General features: G+C 57.3%; 26 protein-coding genes. 4 read left to right on the top strand and 22 right to left on the bottom strand.

All coding sequences use genetic code 11. From position 1 onward, the window contains the following. Positions 1 to 287: 287 nt before the first annotated feature. The 21 genes from IAG25_RS32635 to IAG25_RS32535 all read right to left on the bottom strand — a co-directional run bounded on the left by IAG25_RS32635 (position 288) and on the right by IAG25_RS32535 (position 16,010). Positions 288 to 1,355 (bottom strand): hypothetical protein, encoded by a 1,068-nt coding sequence (locus IAG25_RS32635; protein WP_187608548.1) that lies wholly within the window; start codon positions 1,353 to 1,355, stop codon positions 288 to 290. 38 nt (positions 1,356 to 1,393) lie between these two features. Next, positions 1,394 to 1,669: a hypothetical protein gene (locus IAG25_RS32630; protein ID WP_255504110.1), complete on the bottom strand. Its 276-nt coding sequence runs from the start codon at positions 1,667 to 1,669 to the stop codon at positions 1,394 to 1,396. A 27-nt stretch (positions 1,670 to 1,696) separates the two neighbouring features. Then, positions 1,697 to 2,176 carry a 3'-5' exoribonuclease gene (locus IAG25_RS32625; protein ID WP_187608547.1) on the bottom strand — a complete coding sequence of 160 codons (480 nt, stop codon included), beginning with the start codon at positions 2,174 to 2,176 and terminating at the stop codon, positions 1,697 to 1,699. Between the two features lie 25 nt (positions 2,177 to 2,201). Then, on the bottom strand, positions 2,202 to 2,924 hold the full coding sequence (locus IAG25_RS32620) for an ATP-dependent DNA ligase (RefSeq protein WP_255504109.1): 723 nt from the start codon (positions 2,922 to 2,924) through the stop codon (positions 2,202 to 2,204). Positions 2,925 to 2,992: 68 nt separating this feature from the next. Further along, positions 2,993 to 3,283 (bottom strand): DUF2471 family protein, encoded by a 291-nt coding sequence (locus IAG25_RS32615; protein ID WP_187608546.1) that lies wholly within the window; start codon positions 3,281 to 3,283, stop codon positions 2,993 to 2,995. Between the two features lie 74 nt (positions 3,284 to 3,357). Continuing rightward, a complete protein-coding gene (locus IAG25_RS32610) occupies positions 3,358 to 3,675 on the bottom strand; it encodes a hypothetical protein (RefSeq protein ID WP_187608545.1) in 318 nt (105 codons plus the stop codon). A 4-nt stretch (positions 3,676 to 3,679) separates the two neighbouring features. Continuing rightward, complete coding sequence (gene imuA / locus IAG25_RS32605; protein WP_187608544.1) at positions 3,680 to 4,384, bottom strand: translesion DNA synthesis-associated protein ImuA; 705 nt, start codon at positions 4,382 to 4,384, stop codon at positions 3,680 to 3,682. Positions 4,385 to 4,495: 111 nt separating this feature from the next. Further along, positions 4,496 to 4,939: a hypothetical protein gene (locus IAG25_RS32600; RefSeq protein WP_187608543.1), complete on the bottom strand. Its 444-nt coding sequence runs from the start codon at positions 4,937 to 4,939 to the stop codon at positions 4,496 to 4,498. Between the two features lie 17 nt (positions 4,940 to 4,956). After that, the gene (locus tag IAG25_RS32595) at positions 4,957 to 5,205 is read right to left on the bottom strand and encodes a hypothetical protein (protein WP_187608542.1); all 249 of its coding nucleotides are present in this window, start codon (positions 5,203 to 5,205) and stop codon (positions 4,957 to 4,959) included. 52 nt (positions 5,206 to 5,257) lie between these two features. Next, on the bottom strand, positions 5,258 to 5,746 hold the full coding sequence (locus IAG25_RS32590) for a hypothetical protein (protein WP_222946751.1): 489 nt from the start codon (positions 5,744 to 5,746) through the stop codon (positions 5,258 to 5,260). A 201-nt stretch (positions 5,747 to 5,947) separates the two neighbouring features. Continuing rightward, positions 5,948 to 6,409 carry a hypothetical protein gene (locus IAG25_RS32585; RefSeq protein ID WP_222946750.1) on the bottom strand — a complete coding sequence of 154 codons (462 nt, stop codon included), beginning with the start codon at positions 6,407 to 6,409 and terminating at the stop codon, positions 5,948 to 5,950. A gap of 186 nt (positions 6,410 to 6,595) precedes the next feature. Next, complete coding sequence (locus tag IAG25_RS32580; protein ID WP_187608539.1) at positions 6,596 to 6,985, bottom strand: hypothetical protein; 390 nt, start codon at positions 6,983 to 6,985, stop codon at positions 6,596 to 6,598. 41 nt (positions 6,986 to 7,026) lie between these two features. Then, complete coding sequence (locus tag IAG25_RS32575) at positions 7,027 to 7,635, bottom strand: hypothetical protein (protein ID WP_187608538.1); 609 nt, start codon at positions 7,633 to 7,635, stop codon at positions 7,027 to 7,029. Positions 7,636 to 7,647: 12 nt separating this feature from the next. Then, positions 7,648 to 8,163, bottom strand: coding sequence for a hypothetical protein (locus IAG25_RS32570; RefSeq protein ID WP_187608537.1), 516 nt, complete (start codon positions 8,161 to 8,163; stop codon positions 7,648 to 7,650). After that, positions 8,160 to 9,356, bottom strand: a complete 1,197-nt coding sequence (locus tag IAG25_RS32565) for a hypothetical protein (RefSeq protein WP_187608536.1) — start codon at positions 9,354 to 9,356, stop codon at positions 8,160 to 8,162. Before IAG25_RS32565 ends, IAG25_RS32570 begins: the two co-directional genes overlap by 4 nt. 226 nt (positions 9,357 to 9,582) lie before the next feature. Then, positions 9,583 to 10,128 carry a YcbK family protein gene (locus IAG25_RS32560; RefSeq protein ID WP_222946749.1) on the bottom strand — a complete coding sequence of 182 codons (546 nt, stop codon included), beginning with the start codon at positions 10,126 to 10,128 and terminating at the stop codon, positions 9,583 to 9,585. After that, entirely contained in the window at positions 10,128 to 13,022 is a 2,895-nt protein-coding gene (locus IAG25_RS32555) for a hypothetical protein (RefSeq protein ID WP_187608534.1), read from the bottom strand. Before IAG25_RS32555 ends, IAG25_RS32560 begins: the two co-directional genes overlap by 1 nt. A gap of 31 nt (positions 13,023 to 13,053) precedes the next feature. Further along, entirely contained in the window at positions 13,054 to 14,088 is a 1,035-nt protein-coding gene (locus IAG25_RS32550; protein WP_187608533.1) for a thioredoxin fold domain-containing protein, read from the bottom strand. Then, the gene (locus tag IAG25_RS32545) at positions 14,072 to 15,184 is read right to left on the bottom strand and encodes a secretion/conjugation apparatus DotM-related subunit (RefSeq protein WP_187608532.1); all 1,113 of its coding nucleotides are present in this window, start codon (positions 15,182 to 15,184) and stop codon (positions 14,072 to 14,074) included. Before IAG25_RS32545 ends, IAG25_RS32550 begins: the two co-directional genes overlap by 17 nt. Beyond that, complete coding sequence (locus IAG25_RS32540; RefSeq protein ID WP_187608531.1) at positions 15,169 to 15,597, bottom strand: lytic transglycosylase domain-containing protein; 429 nt, start codon at positions 15,595 to 15,597, stop codon at positions 15,169 to 15,171. Before IAG25_RS32540 ends, IAG25_RS32545 begins: the two co-directional genes overlap by 16 nt. After that, positions 15,594 to 16,010 carry a hypothetical protein gene (locus IAG25_RS32535; RefSeq protein ID WP_187608530.1) on the bottom strand — a complete coding sequence of 139 codons (417 nt, stop codon included), beginning with the start codon at positions 16,008 to 16,010 and terminating at the stop codon, positions 15,594 to 15,596. Before IAG25_RS32535 ends, IAG25_RS32540 begins: the two co-directional genes overlap by 4 nt. 87 nt (positions 16,011 to 16,097) lie before the next feature. On the opposite strand from IAG25_RS32535, the gene IAG25_RS32530 reads away from it, so the two are divergent. The 4 genes from IAG25_RS32530 to IAG25_RS32515 all read left to right on the top strand — a co-directional run bounded on the left by IAG25_RS32530 (position 16,098) and on the right by IAG25_RS32515 (position 19,504). Next, on the top strand, positions 16,098 to 16,400 hold the full coding sequence (locus IAG25_RS32530; RefSeq protein WP_187608529.1) for a hypothetical protein: 303 nt from the start codon (positions 16,098 to 16,100) through the stop codon (positions 16,398 to 16,400). A gap of 1,124 nt (positions 16,401 to 17,524) precedes the next feature. Further along, positions 17,525 to 18,811 (top strand): replication initiation protein, encoded by a 1,287-nt coding sequence (locus IAG25_RS32525; protein WP_187608528.1) that lies wholly within the window; start codon positions 17,525 to 17,527, stop codon positions 18,809 to 18,811. 128 nt (positions 18,812 to 18,939) lie between these two features. Next, positions 18,940 to 19,125, top strand: coding sequence for a hypothetical protein (locus IAG25_RS32520; protein WP_187608527.1), 186 nt, complete (start codon positions 18,940 to 18,942; stop codon positions 19,123 to 19,125). Positions 19,126 to 19,249: 124 nt separating this feature from the next. After that, positions 19,250 to 19,504, top strand: a complete 255-nt coding sequence (locus IAG25_RS32515) for a hypothetical protein (RefSeq protein ID WP_187608526.1) — start codon at positions 19,250 to 19,252, stop codon at positions 19,502 to 19,504. A 47-nt stretch (positions 19,505 to 19,551) separates the two neighbouring features. Here IAG25_RS32515 and IAG25_RS32510 read toward each other — a convergent pair whose 3' ends face one another. Further along, positions 19,552 to 21,795: a DotA/TraY family protein gene (locus tag IAG25_RS32510; protein WP_255504105.1), complete on the bottom strand. Its 2,244-nt coding sequence runs from the start codon at positions 21,793 to 21,795 to the stop codon at positions 19,552 to 19,554. Positions 21,796 to 21,827 lie beyond the last annotated feature (32 nt).

Raw genomic sequence — 21,827 nt, 5'->3', positions numbered from 1 at the left:
CAGCCTTTACGCCCGCTGCTGCTGATGCCTCTCACGGCCGGTGCGCACGCTTTAATCATGGACGACTGAAACGCGCGTACCGCGCCCCACAGTCCTACGCAAACCGGCTCAGGCTACCATTTGCTACCACACCGTAGCATGGCGTCGCCTCGCCCGGTCTGCTCCATTTGCCTAACCAAACCCCTACAAAAAGGTGCGCAGGCGAAGGCTTGGCTTGCCAGCAACTTCTAGTGATACGGCTCCGCGACGGCTCTCGCTACTCACCAGTCTGTGCGGTCCAAAGAGGATCAATCATCCGCATGGTGTTGTGCGTACCCTTCGCAGTGTTCGCATCCGGTCACGTAAGTGTCTTCATCATCACCCGTCATGTACTCATTGCACCAGCCACATCGGCCAAGCGCTTCGAAGTAAGCGAAGCAGTTTGTGCAAAGGTACCCGCCTTCGAACTCGCAGACTGAATGGTAGCTTTGACACTCGTCGCAATTCGCAGGCGTGTCGGAGTCAATGTCGTCCTTCGTGCCACGGGATTGATTCTGATCCAGCAGATCGAAGAGGGAGTGTTGTCCCGAGATTTCGCAGTCGCACTTCGTGCAGCTAAAACCCTCATCAGGCTCAGCGTATTGATCTTCGTCACCGCACTCAGGGCAAGTAACCTGAAGCCGTTTTTCGTTGTGGAAGCACACCAAGCAATGGCAGTAGGTCAGGCGGGGAGCTTCCTCTTCAACCTGGTAGGCTTGGGTGCCGCATAGTGGACATATCTCGAATGTCCGTCCGCCCCTTTGCAGCCCTTCGATCTTCGGCTTCAAGTGCTCGTACTTGGCCTGAGCATAGTGATTATTCGCAATCAAGCTGTGCTCCATGCGACGGAACTCATGTGCGAACGGCTTGAACTGGTCACGCCAAGTGTCCGTAACGAACCTGTTCAATTCAAACCAAGCTTGTGCTTGTTCCAACTTGATCTCATCCCGCTGCTTGCCATCGATGCCGCCATGGTAGAAATGAACCATGCGATTGCGGTGCTTGCGAACCCGATCAAATGCATCTTTGGCGCCACTCTTCAGTGGGTTGCACAGTGTTGCCCCCAAACGTGCGCAGGCAACTTCAAAGGATACCGAAAGGAAATCGCCGGCCTCGTATTGCTGCCGGTTCATATCTCGGTCAAGAACCACTAGCGTCCAGTGCTCGTAAACAAGGGGGGCCTTGAGAAAAATTTCGACCGCAGTATAGAAATTGATGACCGAGTGCTTCGGGTCACTATCAAGCTGCGACATGGCTTTTTCGAGAAAGTCGATGCCGTTGCGCACCAAGTTCTCGAAGTCGGATGCCGGCGTTTTTGTTATTGAAGGTTTTGACATTGGGTTTGCTTCCACAGACGTCTCTCGTTCGTGCAAGTTTAGATGACGTCGTCTGTCGGCGTCGCTCGCACCCACGTCCCGAGGGTTTCCTTGAAACAGTGCTGACAAAGATCGACCTCGATCTTCCGTCCGTCACCGAAGGTCGAATAGTAGCCCGCCTTGTATGAGATCGACACCTTCTCGTCCCATTCCGGCTCGCCGGGGGTCATGCGCCGTTGGCAGCGGTCGCACGTGCAGGCGGAAACGACACTTACGAGCTTGTCCGTATATTCGAGCATGATGTTCTGCGCGTAGTGATGGTTGGATCCTAGCATTGCCTTTCGCTGTCCGCTCCCTCGCCTTCATAGATAGGCATACGCATTCGCACGCGCGTCGTGCAGCGCGTGGTGGCGTCCGCCGTGCTCACGGAAATATGCTTCCCTCTGCTCTACGCTGATGCCATTTCCGATAAGTTCCTGCTTCCACCCGCACGGCATGACGCCTTCGAGCAGATCGCCCATGACGTCGAGGTCGCCGTGATAGTCGAAGCAGAGGACAGGCGTCGGCTTTAAAGGTATCTCGCTGAGCCACGCGCGCAGTTCATCACGCATCCGTGAGGCGGTGATGCATCGATCTGGAAATTGGCCTAGCTGCGGCAATACTGCGGCCCGCACGAACTCGCTGCACGTCTCGCGCGGGAAGTCGGAGCGCTCGCCGTAGAACTCGCGCCCATCCTCGCCTACGATCGCGAGACTAATCAATTTGCAGTCGAGAAAATCCGTGAATTCGGTATCTAAGAAGTAGCGCGTCTTCCACGGGCTGCGAGGCGTCGATCGGGTCATTGTTCTTAGGTCTATACGGATCGTGTTACGAGGTAGAGCGCGCTCTCCCCCATCCTAACGCGGCTTGCCGGCTGTATCCCGAAAATTTGATCTTTCGCCAGTCGGACGACCGCCCCCGTTGATACGTCGATTGCAAGCGCTTTGCTACCATGCCTTCCAAGTCTAGCTGCTCGACTTGCTCGAACACCCAATGGCCGGCCCCGACGATCCCGTTGGCGAAGATGACCGTCTTCGTATCCTCGAAGCACCCTCGCAAATGATCTTTCCGCGTGACCAGTGGCAAGCCACGCAAGTCCCGTCCATTGCTCGCCATGATGTCGAAGAGATAAAGACGGGCGGGAGCTTCGATCGCTGCCGCTCGAACGCGCGACGCGACCGACGTCACCGCCCGCTGCCGTAGCCGCTCAAAGTCCGATCGACCGGTTGGCGTATCGACCGTCAACTCGCCATCGAGCACGAAATCGCCAGGTATCTCGGCGACCGCCGCGACGATATCTGGGAAGGATCTATTCAAAGAGTTTCCGGGCCGAGAAACAAGCTCCACTTGGTCTCCGGCCTTCCTCACCATGACTCGGAAGCCATCGTATTTCAGTTCGTAGAGCCAGCCATGCTCCGAGAATGGCGCACGATGCAGCGTCGCGAGCATCAAATCCCGCGCCTCGATCGGCGCCAGTAAAGCGACGCCCGGAGGCTTCGCGCGTGCCGTGGACCGCTTGTCGGAGTTTGTTTTGTTCAGAGGACGAGCCATCACGGGCACCTCGCTCGGGGAATCCCTGGCGCACGCATCCTCCGTGCCTCGCGTGGCTTACTGCCGGATCAGTTGCCTCGACGCCATGCGTCGTCTATCGCGCGAAACACTGAGGGAACAACGTCGTGCCCTTCAAACGACACTGGCTGGTCGTTTTTCGGATAATCGAGCACAGCCGGTGCGCGCAACATACCGAGCATGCGGGCGTTATATTTCCCCGTGGCAGCAACCTCGGAGAAAACCTCTGACTCGATTCTATGAAGCAGTGCCCAAGTCAAAACTCCGGCGCTCCGATGCCGCTCCACAATGCCGGGCACCGCTTCCTTAAGAGCCTCGTCGGCGGCGTAAAACGCGTCCATTCCGTTCTCCATGTCTCTGGTTCCCACTTGTGCGCGCCCGCCCAATCGGATTCACGGTAGTGCGGGACACGACTTCATTCTAGCAACGCGGCTTCAGGCTCATCGGGCTCGTTCTTCTGCGGCGGCATGAGTCCAGCCAGCGCCTTTGTTCGCAGGCTTTCCTCCATCAACAGAAGTCGAATTTTTTCCATCGCTACGAGCTGGCCTAGGTCTTGGGCTTGCCAAACCCGCTGCACTGAGACGAAGTATGCTTCGATGTGCCCGAAAACCTGCCGTGCATGAGCAATTTCAAGCAGCATGCGCTCGATGTCTTGGTTGCCGCGATACTTCACCCACAACACCCTGCTCTCGTCGATGCCGATCGGCTCGAACCGTGGCAATTTGCGGCCCACTTGCTTACGCCTCGACAGTTGCTGGAATCTGCAACTTCGCCTCGATCGCGCGGACGGTACGACTGCGCCCATATGGACTGAGCAAGATCGGCCACGGTTTAAGCACGAGATCGAACGGGTCGATACCGACCGGTCCCTTACGTTTAATTACCTCAATTCGCACGCCGTTCTCTGCCGGCCGCAACGATAACCGCAAGGACGCTGGCGACGTGTCTTGTGCAGCAGCCAACGGCCGGAGAACAAAGAACAGCACGTCGGACGACTGCGCGTGAAGTGACAGCCGTCGAAGCGATTCGGCTCGGATATGTTGCTGCCAAAGAATAACTGCGCCGCAGGTGTTGGCCTTCAATATCTGCTCGGTTGACCAAAGTGCATCAGCCGTCTTCGTCGGCTCTAGCCGCAGGAGCTTGTCGGCGGGAATTCCAATGTAAGACAGCCCGGCCGCGTTCGGCACCTGCGGCGGCTTCACCAAGACGACGGGTCGCTTCGCGACCGAGGTCAGCGCCGGTTGCAAAAGACGCACCTCGCCTATCCCAGGCTGCTGCAACATCACTTCAACTAGTGCACCAATGGGCCACCCTCCGCCCGGAAGCTCTCGTGTGAGCCGGTCATACCCGGTCGGCACCGTCCGGCCGACGCTACGCGCAAGCTGGTTGCCCTTCCACAGACTTGGGTGGATTTCTTCGATGTTTTTCGGGAGAGCGGACATGAACGGCTAGCGAATACTGTACATTTATACAGTATAAGGCAGTTCGCCACGGCAACGCGTCCCTATCGAACGCCAAACGTCAATAGCCCGCGTCGCGCCGGTCCCCACGGCCTATCGAACGTTTTCGAGCTTGGGAAGCGCAGCGATTTCGAGGGCATCAACGCCTCCGAAGTCGCCGTGGACCGCTGCGAATTCGAAGAAGTCGTCATTCAATCGCGACTCGTCGCCGTCGTTGAGGTAAGCCAAGTAGGACTCGCCCAAGTCGGGCTTGCTAGCGAAGAACTGACGAACACGGTCGGCTATGACCTCATCAGTCACCGACGCTAGTCCGGTCTCGTTGTATCTGTACGTTTCCTGCGGCGTCTGCACGTAAAAGCGATCGGCGAACGCCGCGTTGATCGCTCGGTCGAGTACAGCCTCGCGGAAGACCTCATCTTTCGCGTACACCTGACGAAGGTAGACTTCTCGCGCTTCGTTGTCGGTCGATGCTTCCACGATATACCCGAACGATCGAGAGATCGATTGATCGGATGAGCAAACCAGAAACTGCTTCATGTCGGCCTCCTCCGCCGTCACAACGCCGCAGGCGCCGGTCCAAATCGTTCGAGGAATGCTTGAACCGCCGCCTCGTCGCTACTGCGCCATTCTTCTCTGTGCGATTGATGCGCGCTGTAGCCGCTGTTTTCATCAATGAATCGCACGGTCAGCACTCGCTGGCCGGGCGGATCAACAATGGTCCGATCGAAGTCCGTTTTCTCGCTGCCCCGAATCCACCCATCGGGGGTCAGGTGCCACTCCGTCCACTCGTAGCTTGCCGACATGATCGCTTACCTGCCGATTTTTCTTGGGAGAGAACGCCCGACGGACGGTTTTCTACTGCTCGTCCCCGGAAGCGTCGCCGTCGTTCGCTTCGGATTCTAACCGCGCCTCGATCTGCGCCGCATGCCGGGCCACGTCGTCCATATCGAACGTTGCCGATTCTTTTGAGAAGTCGATCTTCGCGACGGCTCCCGCTCTAATGAGTGCCTCTGCGACAGAGACTGCACCCGGCCTGTCACCGGCACGGAACCAGCGAGCGAACCGCTCGCCCTCGTTGAGGACGTCGCCGAAATTCATGACTCGCCAGCACATTGACGTGCGAGTCGGCTCATCGACGCCTTGGTCGATAAGCTCTTTAGTCACAGCCATCATTCCACGATTCATAGGAATGTCCTTGAAGGCGAACGTCCCCATCCCTTCAATAGTTATTGGCCTAGCCTCGGGATTCTCTACTGGCATCGTCATGCGTGCCGCTGCCGTATAGAGGTTTGTGCAGAACAGGAAGAGATCTTCGTCAACGGGCCTGTTCGCCCACTCCTGCATTTGCTCTATCCCATGCTGCGCTCGTGCTTTCGCTGCGGAAGCTCGTTCGTCACGGCTGCCACGTCGTTTCGCCTCACCCATCTCTATTAGTTTTCTCGGCTCCCGGCCGTTACGGGGCGCACACTGCACCAGAAGGAAAATTTGCGAATCATTAGTCAATCCACGCGCCAACGCCCGCCACAGACGCTCCACAACTGCGTGCTATACCAACACGAGCTTGCGATCGTTGTCGCGTTGGAGTTCACGCATAAGAGCGAAAAACCGCGACGCGCCTGCCTCTGGATCCACGACCTGCGCTCTCAGGGCGCAATTTTGTATCCGCGCAAGGAATGTCTTCTCTTCAGGCTGCATGAGATGCGTCCAATACTCCGCTAGAAGCTCAGCCAACTCAGCCTGGGACACATCGAGGTCGCTAAGCTCGGCAAAGTGCGCAGTCCCGACGAGCGGTTCGGCCAAACGCATGGCTTCCCTCGCGGCTCCTAGTTGCAGTAAAACCTCACGCTCCGATTGGGGAGTTTTCGCTGCTCGATACGCCTGTACTATCTTGCGCAACAGCGCGGTCATGTCTGCGCGAACAGTTTCCGTCGGGTCTAGGTTGCTATCCATACCTTGCCTCCGTTCGTGATTCAGCAAAGCCAGCGAAGACCGAGCAGGCTCAAACATGACGATCTCGAAGTTACTCGGGCGACTCTGTTCCGCCGTATTCTAGCGACGCGAACGCCGACTGCATCCAATGGTGACTCACTCTATCGCAGCGCACCGACTCTTTGAAGCGTCGAAGTCTTCACAGCCCGCGCTATCGCAGCAACACCGCCGTCCTTGCGCGGTCGCCTAGACTAGCGAAACGGCCTAAGCGAAGTGGCGGACGATCGCGATAGTCCCAACAACGAATACGAGCGTGCTCACAACGCGGACCGCGTAGCCAAACATTCGCATACCTTGCGAAGGCGGAGCCTCATAGTAGTACTCCGGCATGATTGCGCCTTCGACGGTGCCTTCTTCAGAGCGCACACGAACGTCGAGCAGGCCGTACGACCTGAGGATCGAGAGGGCTTTTTCCATATTTCTACGGTCCACGGTCACCGCGACCAATAGATGAAAGATTCCCTTCGGGGCAGCTTGCGTAACCGGTGAAGTCCACGGCACGACCGAGAGGTTGGCGACCCGTATCTCCGCAAGCTCAAACGCACCCGCGAGGACGTTGCGGGCCTCGACCTCGTTGCTCGAAAACTTGTACATCCCAACTCCGTTGGGCTCGGCACCAGTCCAAGCCGACAAACTCAAAGCGTCACCTCGATATCGGGGTGAAAGCGCGCATTCGCTTCAACGATCAACGGGTAACCGGCGCGCAACGAAGTTGCTGTCAAAGCCTGATCGCTAAAGTTCGTCATAACTGGATGCGTGACGATTTGGACATGTTTGAATTCGTCCAACTCCAGCAGCTTGGCTATCAGGTCCGGCCGGCGAGCGACGAAGTCCGATGCTCGGGACCAGTCATATTTGTGCTCTGCCTTCTTGCCCTCGCTTGCGATGACCCACTCGCGCCAGTGACCAGCCAACACCTCGATCAGATCCTTGTTGCTGCGGATGATATTGAGCACGTCGTGATCTTTGACGGACTCTGGCGGCATCACCTTCGGATACAAGGGACGCTCGAAGCCAACCAACAAATCGACGACGATCATTTCGAGTTCGTTGGCATCAGCGTAATGGCGCGCGTACATCAAGCCATTCAGCCGTTGATGACCGGACAGTCCCGTTATGAATCCCGGTATCGACTTCACAAGCGGCGTTGTGATCGACGGTACTGCGATTCGATGCGGCACACTCTTCGGCTTGAAAAACTGCACGACCGTGACGTCGATACCCGGTCGCTTGGTCTTAACCATGAACGTTCCTCGTCACTCTTCTTTGCGCCACGTTCCACGAGAGAACGGATCACTTATGCCCTGGCGGTTCGCAACTTCAGTCGCAATTTTGCGAAGGGCGTTGCGGCGTTTTTCTGGCGAGTTAGTTTCTAGCCTGCTTACTGCCTCCATCAAGCGCTCGACGGGCTTGCCTACCGCTCCTTGATTGCCAAGCCAGCGATAAGCTGCTGCGGGCTCGCGACCGTGCGCTACGGCGTACTCTTTCTTATCCGACGGATCGTCCGGATTCAAGCCAAGCGACTCCATGTCCCGTTTGATATCAATCACGCGAGAGATTGGAATCGTCTCCGGATGCTGCAAATAGAACAGCAGCAGGATACCCACAGCCATATCGTCGAGTGGCTCGGATGGGTTCTTCTGTAGCTCAGTCCATTTCTGACGTTGCAAACCAAGAAGCTCGCATGCAGCGCTGATGGTCAACCCATGCTGACTGCGCCATATTTCGAGATCGACTGAGCGTAGCGGTCGCTTTTCGCTAACCTTGTTCATATTCTAGGTTTCGGTGTAGAGGCTTTACGACTCAACAAGAAGTCGCCGAGATCGTCGCCCTGCATTTCGGTTTCGAATTCAGCCTCATCGCTCAGGACATCATCAACTGCGGCTGCTTGGACCATCTTATTTTCTGCGTCGGCGTCCGGTTCAATGACGCCCTGCTTCTCAAGCTCGCGAATCGCTTCTTTCACCATCGCTTGCTGCGAGGAAGCTGCCGGCGAACTGCCAACGACGGTCCCGTCCTTGTATTCCGACAGAGAAACAACATTGGATTTCTCTTGGCTCGCAGGTACAGCGGCAGCAGCTTCCGGCTTGAAAAGGAATTCGGTATCAAACCCCTGCTGAGCGATCAGTGCGCCAAGTTCTTCCCGCACGTAAGCGCCCGAATCGATTGCACTGGTGCAGATCTCGCCGCGCGCTTTAGCCAATCCAGCAAGACTGGAATTCAGTCTAAGCAATTCTGCGACCCGCCCTCGAATTTCACAGTTCGGGTCCACACGATTTGCGATGAATGTCCCACCGCTTTCAAGGTCCGCGCGTAATAGGGCCGTCGCCTGGGCAGTGGTAATCCCATGTTCATTCGCGTATGGCGAAATCAACGACTCGATATCGGTTTCAAGCGCCTTTGTCTCACTGCGGATTTTCAGCGTATCGCTGAGGTTATGTTGGAGGAGAACGCGGAACGTCGTACGTTGGTCCCCTTCCGACATGAACAATGCTGAACGAACAGAGTCCGACAAACCCGATCCCTCGACCGAATGAATCAGTTTGTCCACAGTCTCCTGAATTCGCTCCAATGTCGGTTCTGGCAAACCGTGCAGAGAAATTTCATCGTCCGTCTCTGCTACCGACGGCATCCCCTCGGATTCTGGTCGCGACAAATCGCCTAGCCCCAACGCATCGGTCGGCGGCTTTTGCAGACTATTGTCGGAAACTCTGTTCGCGGAGGAGGAGGCCGGCAAGAATACGCGGCAGATGCGGGCGAAGAAGCGGCGAATCGCCTCGATGATTTTCTCGATCAGACCTTCCTCTTGGTCGGGCGAGGCGTAGCCTCTGACTCGACTGGCAAGAGCCGGCTTGCTGACCGTCAGTGCGCCGGGTGCGGCTGTCGTAACGGGGTTTTGTGGGAAGAACGTAGTTCCCGACAGGCCCGTGGAGACACCGCCTTGGGTTGCAGCAGCGAATGCCATAGGTTTTCCACACGCACAATATGTATAGCGTTTATTATACGCATGCCCTTTTCTTACTGACTATACGATACGTAACGAAATTTTCGTTGTCATCTGGTAACAGTTCACCCTAAAAAACACCCATGTGCGCTTACCACACGGGGGTTTCTACGCTATACGCTCCGTCTCGCCCTCTTCCTCTCATGCCAAGCCAACGACAAAAGGTGAGCATGCACGGCATGCAAGTTCAGCGCGAGCGCCAGACGACCACCCGGCCGCGCACGTCCGTATGGGTAAACTCGCGAGTCTGGTAGAAGCCCACACCGCCTTGCTGCGACAGATACGCAAGTCTGCCCATGTATTCGCTCGGCGCGGCCGGCGTGCTGAAGTCGCCTGCTCGAAACACCATTCGTTCGTCTGGAAGGTGGAACGACGAGCGCGCGCCCTCGCAGTAATCGTTCGTCGCTTTTGTCCGGAGCCCGGAGTGGATATCGAACCTCGCATGGTGCCCGTACGACGCGAGCCACGCCTGCATCCACGACCATTGTTGGAGCAGTCGCCAGTCCGGGTTCCCAACCACGCCAGCGCGAACGTCGCGCATGAGCCAAGCTACCGCTCGATACCCTTCCTCTGTCGAATAATCGAGATGCCCTTCATCCGTCCCTCGCTTGAGCCAAAGCAGCGTCGGCACGGACTGCTGCGTCGCCTCAGCGCGCGATGTGGTCGGCGATAGAAAAGGCGCAGCACCAGCGGACAGGGCAAACGCCTTGCAAAACTCTCTGCGTGACAGCATCACTTCACCTTGCTTGCCGACTGGTTGATGACGGCCTCAATCGAACTGAACGCACTATCGAGATCGAGATCGCTCATTTGGTCCACGTGCTCGACCGGCTTCGTCCAGCGCAATTGCGCCGAAATCTCCGCCTCCGTGCTCTTCATTGACTCGACCGGGTTTTCGCTGCCGAGCGCGGTTTCGATTTTCACGAGCGTTTCGGCCGTCGAGTCCGTGAATCCGATCACCACCTCTGGCTCAGCCGGCACAGCGGCAGCGACGGCGGATTCAGGCTTCACGGGCTGCGGCGTTTCTGCGCGCGAGACAAAAGCCGTATCGGGCGCAGGAGCAACGACTTCCGATGCGCGCCCATCGCTTGTGGCTAGCCCGAACACTTCCTGTTCAAACGATGCCGCGCTCGCGGCCGTGTCGCCGCCGAGCTTGCTCTTGAGGAAGGCATCGATACTCAAATCGTCTTCCACGTCCTCAGCCAACACATCGGCTGCAAAACCGACGACCTCACGGGGTGCCGTTGCTGGCTGCGACGCGGCGGGCGAGAAAGGACCGGCCTCATAGTCAGAATGGATTGACTCAGCCGCTGCTTCTTCCGGTGCTGCCGAGAACTGACGCACGAGATCCTCGAACGAGTCGCCAAGCTTCTCTTGAAGCGGTGGATCGTGATAAACAGGGTTGCGCTGATCGCCGTCCGCAAGCGACGCCGTTTTCGCGACAGGCGCCGGCATCGGCACCTCTCCCTCGCCAACGTCCATCATCATCGGTGCGTCGTCATCGAGCGTAGACGGGTCCACGTCAATCGGATCCCAATAACGGCCGGATTCGTCAGCCTTGTGCTGGCGCATCGCGGCGACTGCCGCCATGTAGTAGGCAATGCCTCGCTCGACAGCGATCGTGTTCGGATTGTGCGTCTCGATGGTCGAATACGTCTCACGCAGCGCATCAGCAATCGGATCGACAGTCGCCACATACGCCGGCCGCTCACCGCTGCGGATCTTCTTCATGATCCGGTCGATGGTGGTGAAGCGCGCGTTTGTTTGCTCGATCGGCTTTAGCTTCTCCGTCAGATCCTCCCGCTTCGGTCGGTCCACCTGCAGGAACCGATTCAGCCGAAACGGCAGCGCTGAGAACTTGGCCGAGTGAAACCACGTGAAAGACCGCGCTCGAGTAACCTGATCCTTGAAGATCAGAACGCCCTCCATCTCGCGCAACGCCTTCAGTTCCTGAAGCTCGATGCGATCGCGCCGCTGGATCGAGCCGGTTAGGTTCTGACGGTAGCTGGTCGCGGCGAAGTTGCTCACCGAACCTTCGAATGAACCGACCTCGACAGCGATACTCTGGCCCGCCACCTTCTTGAAGACGTCGAGCGTTTTGTCCGGATCTTCCAAGGCGAGCGTGTACTTGATTTTCGTGTTCGCGATCATCGAGTCCACTTCTTCCTTGTTATCGCCCTTCGCCATCGCCGCAATATCCTGCCCTGCCGCGATCATCATGAAGCCCAAGGAGCGCGCCTGCGCGAACATCAGTGCAATGCCTTCGGCAAAGTAGTACCCAAGCTCGTCCATCGTGATGATGTACGGCGCGGGCGACTTCGTAGCCTTCGTGTCGATGATGTCCTTGTACGTTCCTTCGAGCTTGTGGCCCAAGTTCATCGCCATCATCAGGCGAATACTGGACACCACCAGCTTGCCGAGGTTGGACGCCTCTTGAGACGACTTCTCCAGCGTCGGAATCATGACCACGAGAATGCGCCGATTGAGCAGCACATCCATCATGTCCACTTCCGAGTACTTGTCCTTGAAAATGTAGCCGTACGTGTCCATGAGCATGGACAGCGTGCGTGCGTACTGGCCGGTTAGATAGCCGTGCTGGTCCCACACCGTCTGGTCCCACTTATCCGGCTTGTCGGCCATGTCGGGCTTGAAACCCGGCAGGCCCGTTTCGAGATACGCCTTAATCGGCAGGTACGCGAACTGCGGAATCTCACCCTTCTTTCCCTTCAAGTACAGCTTCACCAGGTTGGGAAGCGCGAGATATTCGCGGATCACGCCAATCGAAAGCGTGATGTTCCCGACGGCTCGCTCATAGCAAAGCGTACGGATGAGCGCGTCCATCATGTTCACAGCTTTCTGCTGCCACTGTGCGCCATCGCCGCTCGCTTTCGGAAGCAGCGACGATGATAGCTGCGAGAGAAAGTCCGGTGATCCCTCGTACCACGGGTTCATCCCGTTCGAAGTCTTGTCGATGGACTTCGACTTCTTATAGGGATCGGCACCGCCCGTCATGTAGTTCAGGACGAGGTAGTCATCTTCTCGATAGACCCGACGGCACAGTGACCAGACGGCCGCGTGGAGACTCGAATCCGCTTTGCCGTCAGAATAGAAAAAGCCCGAGCCCCATGCGAGCGCGTTAAAGCAGATCGACAACAACGTGACCGTCTTACCGGAGCCGGTCGTCCCCATCAGCAACGCGTGAGTGCGAGCGTCCGAGTCGGTCACCCAAAGCTCTTTCAGATGTTCCGCACGGTCGATAGAACGCTGATTGCCGAGATACAGAATGCCGTTCGCTGGTTTGCGCTGGATGATCTCGCCTTTGCCCTTCGGATGCGGCTTCGCCTCATCTAAGCTCGGGTCGATCCCACCAACGTGCTTGGGATAGCGCATCGGCATCTCGTGGCGCTGCCACGAAAACCACATTTGAATCGCCACCATCACCAGTGTGAGCGGAAGCGATACGACAGCGAGGACGATCGACAAGATCGCCATCGAAACTTGAAATTTCGCGTAGTTACGCGGATGCCGCAACCACGCGCCGAACCGTTCCAGAAACGAGCGTGGATCAAGCGTTATGCGACGCTGCGATAGCTCTCGATTGTTGAGTGTCCCGTAATCCTGTGCCATCGCGGCATCGCTCTCTTATCGTTACCTACACTTACTTGGATGCGAGGTGAGCGCGGATAACAGACGCGGTCGCACCTTCCGGGAACACATAGCCGGTATCGTCAACGACCATCGGCGTGACTTTGAAATCGAGCTTCTTGTACATTTCCGCGTTCATCGTGATCGCACCGTAGCCAAGAGAGCACTCCGGCGTGTTGAGAACGTCGGCAGGGACGTCGGCCGGTGGCTGTGCCATTACCTTCCGCCAGCTTTCGGACGGTTGGGCCGAGCAAAGAATCTTGTCGGCCAACGTCATCGAGCCGTCTTTGAACGGAACCGGTAAGACGTAGACCGAATAGTCTTTCGCCAAATCCTGAAGGTGCGGCTCGAAGCGTTTGCAGGCCGGGCAGTTCGGATCGGCATAAACGTAGAGCGTATGAGCTTTCTCGACGGACGCTTGCCCGAAATGAATCTTCGGCAGCGGCACTTCCGATGCGGGCAAGGGCGCACTGACAGCCGGTAACTGCGGAGCCACGCCGCTCGCGCCAATGAAGTTTGAAGCGATCTTCTGCGCGGATAGTGCCTGCGCCATCTCGTTTAACGATTTCTCGTTTGCTTGCGCGTCGCTGACAAGCGCAGGCAGCGCCTGATGGGAGTCCATGAAACGCACTGCCGACATAGCCACGATGAATCCGACGAACGGAACGGCAGCGTACAAACCGACCGTGCGCGCAACGCGTCGCCGCCGACGGCTCCGCACATAGCGCCGAACCGCTTGCGTGACTCCTTGCAGAGCGCTACGGGCGTCTTGCAAAGACTCGAAGCGTTCGACGATCGCGATCTTCTCTTCGCCCGCCGACTCACTGACGAAGATGAGCGCGTGCGGCGCTGAGGCTGCATTCTCACCTTCCTTGCTCTTGTCCGCCGTCGTAACCGAGAACGAGCCGATCGACGCCTGAACGCCGGCACCGTAGCGAACCTTGGTCATACCGCCGAGGTGACCTGTCCGAGCGAAAGCGGTACACACGGTTCCGTCAGGATCGACGATGATCGTGTCTTGAATGCTCTTGTCAGGCGACTTTCTCATATGGGTTCCTAAAAATGTCCTGCTGCTCTTCGGCATCCAGGATGCCCGTGTCTTCGAGATACTTTTGCAATCCAACGATGGCGTCTTCGACATGCGGCTCAGTCAGCACGCACTCGTTATCCCACGCCACTTCTTCGGCCTGCATTTGATTGAATACGCCCGCAGATTCCATGAACGGAACCTTGCGACCCGCAGTGTTCAGCGGATACCAGAGACCGCGATCTTGCGGCTTGAGCCAAATGAAACTCGCCGACGGCAGCACGCCCATCTGACGCGACTCGATCAGCATCGACATCAAGAGGGTTCGCGGATACGGGTGTTTCAGCAGCCATTTCTTTGCAGGAGTTGCGGCGGCGCATCTCTCGAATGCTTCGCGAGCGAGGGCATAGTTCGGGCGCGACTTGGCGTTTGACGCGCTGTAATTGAGCGCATCGACAAGCTCCTTCGAACCTTCTGTGTCTTTGAAGAACACACGAAGGCCGAACACAGCAAACAGGGCCTTCTCGTGCGCCTTCATCTTGCTGAACGACGTGACCGGTTTTCCCAACTGCTTCACAAGCAGGGCGCGGACTCGATCAACGTCGAGCTTCTCGTTGACAATCAGTCCATGCTTCGCGACCCACTCTTCTGGATGCACTGAGGAAGCCCACTCGGGCGACTTATCGTCCGTACCATCGCGTAAAAGAATCGGCGCCACCGCAGAGAACGACTCGCTTTGCACTTCGAGCAGTGACTGCATCGTGTGCACGCGGCTTGCCTTCAGAATCGGATGTTGAAGCGCCTTGCAGGTGAGCCATGCGCTCAGCCCAACGGGAATCACCGCATAGAACGCGCCGATCTGCCACCCAAGCATGAAAAGTTCTTTCGCCGACACGACACGCGCGTAGCGAAAGTAGAGCACGAGCCGACTTTGAAGCGTTTCGGCCACGCTTGAGACATGAGCCAGCGGAATGACCTCGTATGCCTTCCATACGAGCACACGCTGAACAATCGCCTCGTGCTTCATGTGCCACATGACCATCGCACCCGCGACGACGAGCATCGCCGCGAGGAAAAAAAGCGGCGTTGAGGATCGGTTGCTTACCTGATTTGACATCCGAATTCCTGTGCTTTCGTCGCAACCTTGACGGCATATCGGTAGAGCTTGTCAGGCGTGCGGCTGTGATATCGACCGACGGCAGTCCAGAAGTCCCCGCTAGCGTTGATCTCATGCCGAATGATGTACGCGGCTCCATTCACCGCGAGGCAAGCGTTGTTGGCGAAGTCCGCAGACGTCAATCCAAAGTTCTTTTGGAAGTAGTTCGTCCAGACCGTGTTGATCTGCGTGACACCGTAGTCACTCGTGCCATTCGTGTTTCGGCGAACCAGACCCGACTCAAGGGTTCCGCTTGACTCGACCTGGTGAACGGCCTCCAAGATGCAAGCGGGCACCTGGTACTTCTGCTCCGCCTCAATGACGCACTGATGGAACGCGGCCGGCTCGATCGGTGGCAACGACATTGGCATCATTGAGCCCCTTCGATCTCTGCGATGCATGCGAGCAGGTTCTGAATTTTCTCGGGGCTGAAAAGCATCGCGTACTCACCTCCCTTTCGAACCAGTTCGAGTCTTCGATTCGCTTCCGGGATGGTCTCGACGTGGTGCGGCCAGATCCTTTCGATCTCGATGACTACCGGGATCGCTTCGCTGAACGGGATCATGCGGAAAAAAACGTTCAGTTCGGCGTTGCAAGTTTCCAACTGGTCGCGGTCCATCTCACGGACGAGCGTCACCATGCGCTTTGCTGCGTCCCGGACCCAGCGCGTGGGCTTGGCAGCGTCGTAGCCATGCCCGGAGTCAATTCGACGTGCGACCATCCGCCCCACCTCAGAGGTGAGCAGATCGATCAAATCGGCTCTAGGGGTGCCGAGGCGACGATTCATGTGTGCTACGATCCAAACGAAGATTTCCGTATCGTACCAACGCTACGGATATACGTCAATTTGTTGCGTAGGAGTCAACTGCCCATCATGAACACATCGATTAAGCCGAAGTTGAAGCCGGCACCGCCCGTTGATCAGGAACAGCCTGCTCAGAAGCTCCAGAAGGTCGCTGGCGCCGTCCGGCGCGTCGTGGCGAAGGAGAAGGAAGAAAGTACCAACGAACTGAACCACCTTGCGGTGCTCGGTGGCTTGGGCCTGCTCGTCCATATCAGCGAGATCGGCGAGACGGTGTCGTCGATACAACAAACGGTCGTCGGTGACAGCAGCGACGCCGTGGCGGTAGACCCCCGCGATCAAACCGACCCCCGTAAGCGTTTTTTGCCGCGTTGAGGCACCCGCGGGTTGAGGTGTGGGGGTTCGGTGTTCGGTTGGAGAATTTTTTAAAAAAACATCATCCCTGATGTTGTTCTTTAGAAAACATCAAAACCTTTAAAACCTTTGCGCTTCTGAGAGCCTTTACTGGCAAGGGTTTGCGGCCGGAAAGGTCAGCGTTTCGGGGATCAAAGGTCAGTGTTTCGGGGACGCAAAGGTCAGTGTTTCGGGGAAAGGTCAGCGTTTCGGGGAGCACCCCCGACCTCCGACCTAACCTATTGATGCGACAAAACAAAGGTCGGTTATCCACAATGAAAGGTCAGCGTTTCGGGGAGGAAAGGTCAGCGTTTCGGGGATCAAAGGCTAAAGGTCAGGGTTTCGGGGACACCGATGGTGCGGTGAGTCAAATGGTCAACCGCTGAGGCTGGTCTTTTGACCTTTGTGCTCAAAGGTCAGAGTTTCGGGGATTGAGCGCTGACCTGGGGTGAAGGTCAGGGTTTCGGGGACAAGAACGGGAGATCAAAAGCATTAAGGTCAAAATTTAGAGTGGTTGTAACGACCTTTGACGCGGACAGCCGACGGAATAGGTGTCTCCGCGTCCACTTGCGGTTTCCATCACCGATGGAAGCTCGGGTAAACACGTCCTCACGAAAAGGAGAGTGACCTAAAGGTCAGGGTTTCGGGGACGGGTGGCGGCTTGATAGTCATCTGAGGAAACGTATGTTCTTTTCTTGGGTAAACGGAAATATTCCGCCTATAGTCGGAATGATTTAACGGTTTACTTGCGTTTGCATTTGCGTGGCTAAAGCTCGGGCTCACGGGCACCGTTATCGCAAATGCTTGATCTGTCGATGCAATCGAGGTTTATGAGCTAGAGGCAAACGTTCCAACACACACCGCTGCGAAGTCACTAGACGCGTTCTGCGCAACGGTCACGTTTTAGGTCGTCCGCTCGGGAGTCGGACGTAATGAGGTAGGGATCGGCAGCTTGCGGATCACTCGGGGATCAGCTCGCCCGTTAAGGTCAGGGTTTCGGGGATGAAATCCGGGAATCGCGTGCGCGGATCTACGAAAGGTCAAAAAAATGCTTTGTTATTCTGACCTTTTGTTCCTACAATACGCCGCAAGAGAGGAGATCGTCTATGGCGCAACGCAACATCGTACCGGCCACCGCAACCCTGCCACAGGAAGTTCGCAAGCACATATCGGCTGTGCACATTTCGGGTGATCTTACGGCGGTCGAGCGGAAGCTCATCAATGTGCTGTTGCTCAATGCCTTCGACGATCTAACCAGCAAGACAGAGTTCTCCCTGCCGGTGGCGGTCATGTGCGACATGATTGGATGGGAGGAAAGCAATAACGTCACGTCTCTCAAGGAGTCGCTGCGTCGAATCACAAAAACCAGCGTTGAGTTCGACGTGCTCTACGACAAGTCGCGCGACAAGAAGCGCCAGAAGTGGCAGATAAGCGCGCCGGTATCGGCAGCGACAATCGAAGACGGGATCTGCACGTACGAGTACTCGAAAGTCATGCGCGAAGCGCTGGCGAATCCCGAGGTCTACGCCGTCATCAATCTCAACGTGCAGAAGGAATTCACCGGCGCCTACTCACTGGCACTCTACGAAAACTGTGTGCGCTTCCGAGGCACTCAATCCACCGGCTTTATCTCGGTGGATCTGTGGAAAAAGCTGCTCGGCGTTGGCGTGGACAGCGACGGTAAGCCGGTCGCGAGTGCGTACGACCAGTTCAAGCACTTCAACAATCAGGTCATTCAGAAGGCTGTCAAAGAGATCAACGCGGTATCCGATATCTACATCACTCCGGAATACCAACGCGCCGGCCGCAAGGTCGCGGCCATCAAGTTCGTGGTCGAGCCTGCTGCGCAAGGCTCCCTCACCCTGGTCGAGCCGGATCAGGACGAAGTTCGAGCAACAGAGACCTACAAGCTCTTGCGCGAAGTCGGCGTCAGCGACAGATTGGCGATCGATTGGATAAACACCGATCCTAAGCGTGCTTTCCAGACGGCCAAGATCACCAGCGAGAAGATGAAGAAGAAGCAGATCAGGGCCAATGCTGTCGGATATGCATCAACTCTGTTCAAGGGCGATTCGGACCTGTCTGTGACGCTCGAAGCCGACCAGCAGGCCGAAGCCGCGAAAGCAGAAGCACAGAAAGTGGCCGACGCTGCCGAAGTAGAACGGAAGAAGGCCGAGGCACTCGAGGAACAGACCAGGAGGACGGACGAGGCGGTCGCGGCACTCACCCCCGACGAGTTGGCGGCGCTCGTGGCCGAATACATCGCAGTGACCCCGAACGCGACTTACGACCAGCGGAACGGCCAGTTCGTCAATATCGGCCATCGAGTCGGGTTTCGCACTTTCACACGCGAACACGCGGCGACCGTTGTTGCCGGTCGCGTAGCGGCTTAATTCTGCCTTCCAACAAGCCGATCCTTCTCTCCTAACGCGAGGCCGCTCCTGAGCGGCCGTAAGCGCGTCTGGCACCCATACAGTCCGGCGACGCATCGCCGGCCGTCAAAAGTCGAACGGAGTTAGCCATGCCGCGATACGCGATTACCAACAAACAAACGGGCGTCGATCTTGGCGAATATCGCGGAGCGCACCCGGACGATGCGCTCGATGCTTTTGCTCGTGACGCTGGATACGACGACTATGCCGACTGGCTCGCACATGCTCCAAATACGGACCCGAACGAGTTGGACGTCGAATATGTTGGTGACTAATGCCGGGCACAAAACCGGCCGATCTTTTCACTTGAATAAATATGAAGAATGTGCTTGCGTGAGGTATGCCGGTCCGGTATTCTGAAATTAAGCCGCAGTGCGGCATAGAAGAAAGGGGCTGGAAATGGACGGTTATTCTCTCGGCGTCGCGCGTCAAGCGCAGCAGAACGCGGCGGATTGGCAAGCGTATGCACAAAAGGTAGAGCGCGCTCTCCAAGGCACGCAGGCGAACTACGATGGCATGGCAGCGCTGAAGGACGCCCTGCTGAAGGAACTCGCGCGCGTTGACCCGAAGAATTATCTGTTGGTGCAGGCTAATCGGCAAAGAGTTTTCGACGCAGCGTACGACAAGTCTGCATCCGGCAAGCGCGCAGCGTAATCAACACCGGAAAGAAAAAGCCCGTCAATCTTGACGGGCTTTTTTTATTACACGCTTGACCGGGAGACCTCGCCCGGACCCGCACCCGCGCCGGCACCGCCAACGCGTCCTGCGTCGCCGTTCGGTTTAACCATGCTCGCAGTCATACTGCTAGCCGCATTCTTACCTTGTCCCGTACTTGCGCCGAAGTGACCTTTCGAGTCCCGCTCAACGTCGCTACCGACGCGGCCAGCCATCGATCCACCGATCCACGAGAAGACCTGATCGGGGACCACGTTGATTAGCCCGAAACACGCATTGCATAGCGTTTGGCACATACCGACGTAGAGCACGATAAAGCCGATGATGCTTACCAAGCCTGTCGTCGAATCGAATTGCGCGTTCGCCAGGGCAACGCCGAACATGCTATTCAACAGCGTCCCGAGCACCACTACTCCGCCGCCGCCCAATACAAATCCGATAATCATGAAAACCGGTCGGAACATCGCGTTCAGCATGAAGATGTAGCCATGCGTCGATTTTTGGCTCATGCCCTCGCCGTCGCCGTCGAGGTGAGTCATGCCCCATAGCGGCGCTGCAATCAGACCTTCACCCACCACGGCAAACCATGACACGACCCCTCCGAACCAGATGATGAACGGAAGCATGGGGATATAAATCGAGAGCATCGCGCCGAAGAAGAAAAGCGCTGTCAGGATCATGACGACGAATGGCGTCAATGCCGAAAGAACGCCAGACGCTGCACCAGAAAGCGCTCCAGCGACTCCGCCTGTTGCGACGTCGAGCGCTTTGCCAGCCCAACCGCTAAGCGCCTTTTGCGCCCCACCATCGATAGCCCTGATACCAACGTAGGCACCGAGCGCGCCCCAACCAGCGTCGAGGATACGATCGCCGAGGTTCTTCATGCCGATCAGCGGGTTCGTGGTGCCAGCCGGACCCTGTCCCGAGTTCATGCCTACCATGTATCGGACGATCGCCTGTCCGTTGAAAATCCGCGCCATGATGCTTTTCGGCTCGGTCACGCCAGCCGACAAGTTGCCAACGAGAGTGCTCGTAGTCGAAGTAGAAGCCGCGCGCTGAATCTGCTGGTCGTACACCGCTTGAACCTTGCGGTACAACTGCGGGTATGGCAACGCATCGAGGTCCGTTGGCGGGACGCCTGTTGCTGTGGCGTTGCTCATGCCGGACACCTGCGCGTTTGCCTGTGCGAACGTCTGATACCACGCACCCATCATGATCCATCCGTCGCGGCGAAGATTCGACTGAAGCTCACTTGCAAGTCCGCTCAGACTGCTGGACGAAGCGTTGATAGCCGCGTTGATTGTTGCCTCATACTGGTGCGCGGCATTGTCGATGATTGAGCCGGCGTCTTGCGGCGCCTGCCCGCCGTTCACCGACGCGACGTACGACTGCGCAGCCGATGAAAGCGACGACTGCATGGCCGTCAGTGCCGCCTGATGCGCGCTCTGCATCTGCGAGAAAACCGCAGACGTTGAGTTGGGCTCGTAAACGGCCATTCCGTCGTGGCTTGGCAGTGGCGTGCTCGACGGGTCCGTGAGCGTGAGTTCAGCACCTCCGCACGAGAGACCGTTCCGATTCATGAGGACGATTTTATTGCTCGTGCTGGATTGACCGAACGTCTCTGACGAATCTACGCTTACGCCACTATCGGCCGGCATGTTCGCGATCGCGGTGTTTGCCGAAGCCGAGCAGAGGTTCGCCTCAAAGAGCGCTTTGGCGAGAGACGTTGCCTGCGGCGAAACTGGCGTCGATATCATCGAGCCGCCGCTTGCGAGCGCGGTCGTGGCTGCGTCCATTGTGAGGTTCGCGATGCCGACGCCCATCATCGTCGCCCATAGCATGATGACTTGCGCGCCGCAGTACCCGCCGAAAATGGGAACGAGGCTGGTGAAGCCTGCGCCCATACGAATCACGTACCAGGTTGAAGACTTTTTCTGGCCGAGAAACTCGCCATCCTGGCCGGTGGCGATCATGGCGGAGCCAAAGTGGTACATCGCCCAAATCACGCCGACTGCAAGGAAGCAGGCATTCAGCACAAGGAACATCGAGCCGATCATGCCGCCGCCGCTGTTGCCCCCGCTCGATAGCGGGTTCTGCACGATCGAGCCGTACACCAGTTGCAGAAGTGACATCGACTTGTCACCGGACCGGTTCGCAGCGGCCGTGATATCGCCCATCGACACGTTGGTTTGCGCCAACGCCGGATGCACAGCGCTGCACATCGCGATCGCCAGCACGCTCGCCAAACCGAGCCTGCATCTGTTATTCATTGGTATGTCCGTGTGGTTATAAGCATACGAAA

Source organism: Caballeronia sp. EK (assembly GCF_014384845.1).
Taxonomy (GTDB): domain Bacteria; phylum Pseudomonadota; class Gammaproteobacteria; order Burkholderiales; family Burkholderiaceae; genus Caballeronia; species Caballeronia jiangsuensis.
The sequence above is the reverse complement of the archived record's forward strand: the minus strand, read 5'-3'. Positions and strand labels throughout refer to the sequence as shown.

Coding starts and splice junctions, on each gene's coding strand:
- IAG25_RS32635 (WP_187608548.1), bottom strand. CDS start 1,355: ATGTCAAAACCTTCAATAACAAAAACGCCGGCATCCGACTTCGAGAAC.
- IAG25_RS32630 (WP_255504110.1), bottom strand. CDS start 1,669: ATGCTAGGATCCAACCATCACTACGCGCAGAACATCATGCTCGAATAT.
- IAG25_RS32625 (WP_187608547.1), bottom strand. CDS start 2,176: ATGACCCGATCGACGCCTCGCAGCCCGTGGAAGACGCGCTACTTCTTA.
- IAG25_RS32620 (WP_255504109.1), bottom strand. CDS start 2,924: ATGGCTCGTCCTCTGAACAAAACAAACTCCGACAAGCGGTCCACGGCA.
- IAG25_RS32615 (WP_187608546.1), bottom strand. CDS start 3,283: ATGGACGCGTTTTACGCCGCCGACGAGGCTCTTAAGGAAGCGGTGCCC.
- imuA (WP_187608544.1), bottom strand. CDS start 4,384: ATGTCCGCTCTCCCGAAAAACATCGAAGAAATCCACCCAAGTCTGTGG.
- IAG25_RS32600 (WP_187608543.1), bottom strand. CDS start 4,939: ATGAAGCAGTTTCTGGTTTGCTCATCCGATCAATCGATCTCTCGATCG.
- IAG25_RS32595 (WP_187608542.1), bottom strand. CDS start 5,205: ATGTCGGCAAGCTACGAGTGGACGGAGTGGCACCTGACCCCCGATGGG.
- IAG25_RS32590 (WP_222946751.1), bottom strand. CDS start 5,746: ATGCAGGAGTGGGCGAACAGGCCCGTTGACGAAGATCTCTTCCTGTTC.
- IAG25_RS32585 (WP_222946750.1), bottom strand. CDS start 6,409: ATGTTTGAGCCTGCTCGGTCTTCGCTGGCTTTGCTGAATCACGAACGG.
- IAG25_RS32580 (WP_187608539.1), bottom strand. CDS start 6,985: ATGTACAAGTTTTCGAGCAACGAGGTCGAGGCCCGCAACGTCCTCGCG.
- IAG25_RS32575 (WP_187608538.1), bottom strand. CDS start 7,635: ATGGTTAAGACCAAGCGACCGGGTATCGACGTCACGGTCGTGCAGTTT.
- IAG25_RS32570 (WP_187608537.1), bottom strand. CDS start 8,163: ATGAACAAGGTTAGCGAAAAGCGACCGCTACGCTCAGTCGATCTCGAA.
- IAG25_RS32565 (WP_187608536.1), bottom strand. CDS start 9,356: ATGGCATTCGCTGCTGCAACCCAAGGCGGTGTCTCCACGGGCCTGTCG.
- IAG25_RS32560 (WP_222946749.1), bottom strand. CDS start 10,128: ATGCTGTCACGCAGAGAGTTTTGCAAGGCGTTTGCCCTGTCCGCTGGT.
- IAG25_RS32555 (WP_187608534.1), bottom strand. CDS start 13,022: ATGGCACAGGATTACGGGACACTCAACAATCGAGAGCTATCGCAGCGT.
- IAG25_RS32550 (WP_187608533.1), bottom strand. CDS start 14,088: ATGAGAAAGTCGCCTGACAAGAGCATTCAAGACACGATCATCGTCGAT.
- IAG25_RS32545 (WP_187608532.1), bottom strand. CDS start 15,184: ATGTCAAATCAGGTAAGCAACCGATCCTCAACGCCGCTTTTTTTCCTC.
- IAG25_RS32540 (WP_187608531.1), bottom strand. CDS start 15,597: ATGATGCCAATGTCGTTGCCACCGATCGAGCCGGCCGCGTTCCATCAG.
- IAG25_RS32535 (WP_187608530.1), bottom strand. CDS start 16,010: ATGAATCGTCGCCTCGGCACCCCTAGAGCCGATTTGATCGATCTGCTC.
- IAG25_RS32530 (WP_187608529.1), top strand. CDS start 16,098: ATGAACACATCGATTAAGCCGAAGTTGAAGCCGGCACCGCCCGTTGAT.
- IAG25_RS32525 (WP_187608528.1), top strand. CDS start 17,525: ATGGCGCAACGCAACATCGTACCGGCCACCGCAACCCTGCCACAGGAA.
- IAG25_RS32520 (WP_187608527.1), top strand. CDS start 18,940: ATGCCGCGATACGCGATTACCAACAAACAAACGGGCGTCGATCTTGGC.
- IAG25_RS32515 (WP_187608526.1), top strand. CDS start 19,250: ATGGACGGTTATTCTCTCGGCGTCGCGCGTCAAGCGCAGCAGAACGCG.
- IAG25_RS32510 (WP_255504105.1), bottom strand. CDS start 21,795: ATGAATAACAGATGCAGGCTCGGTTTGGCGAGCGTGCTGGCGATCGCG.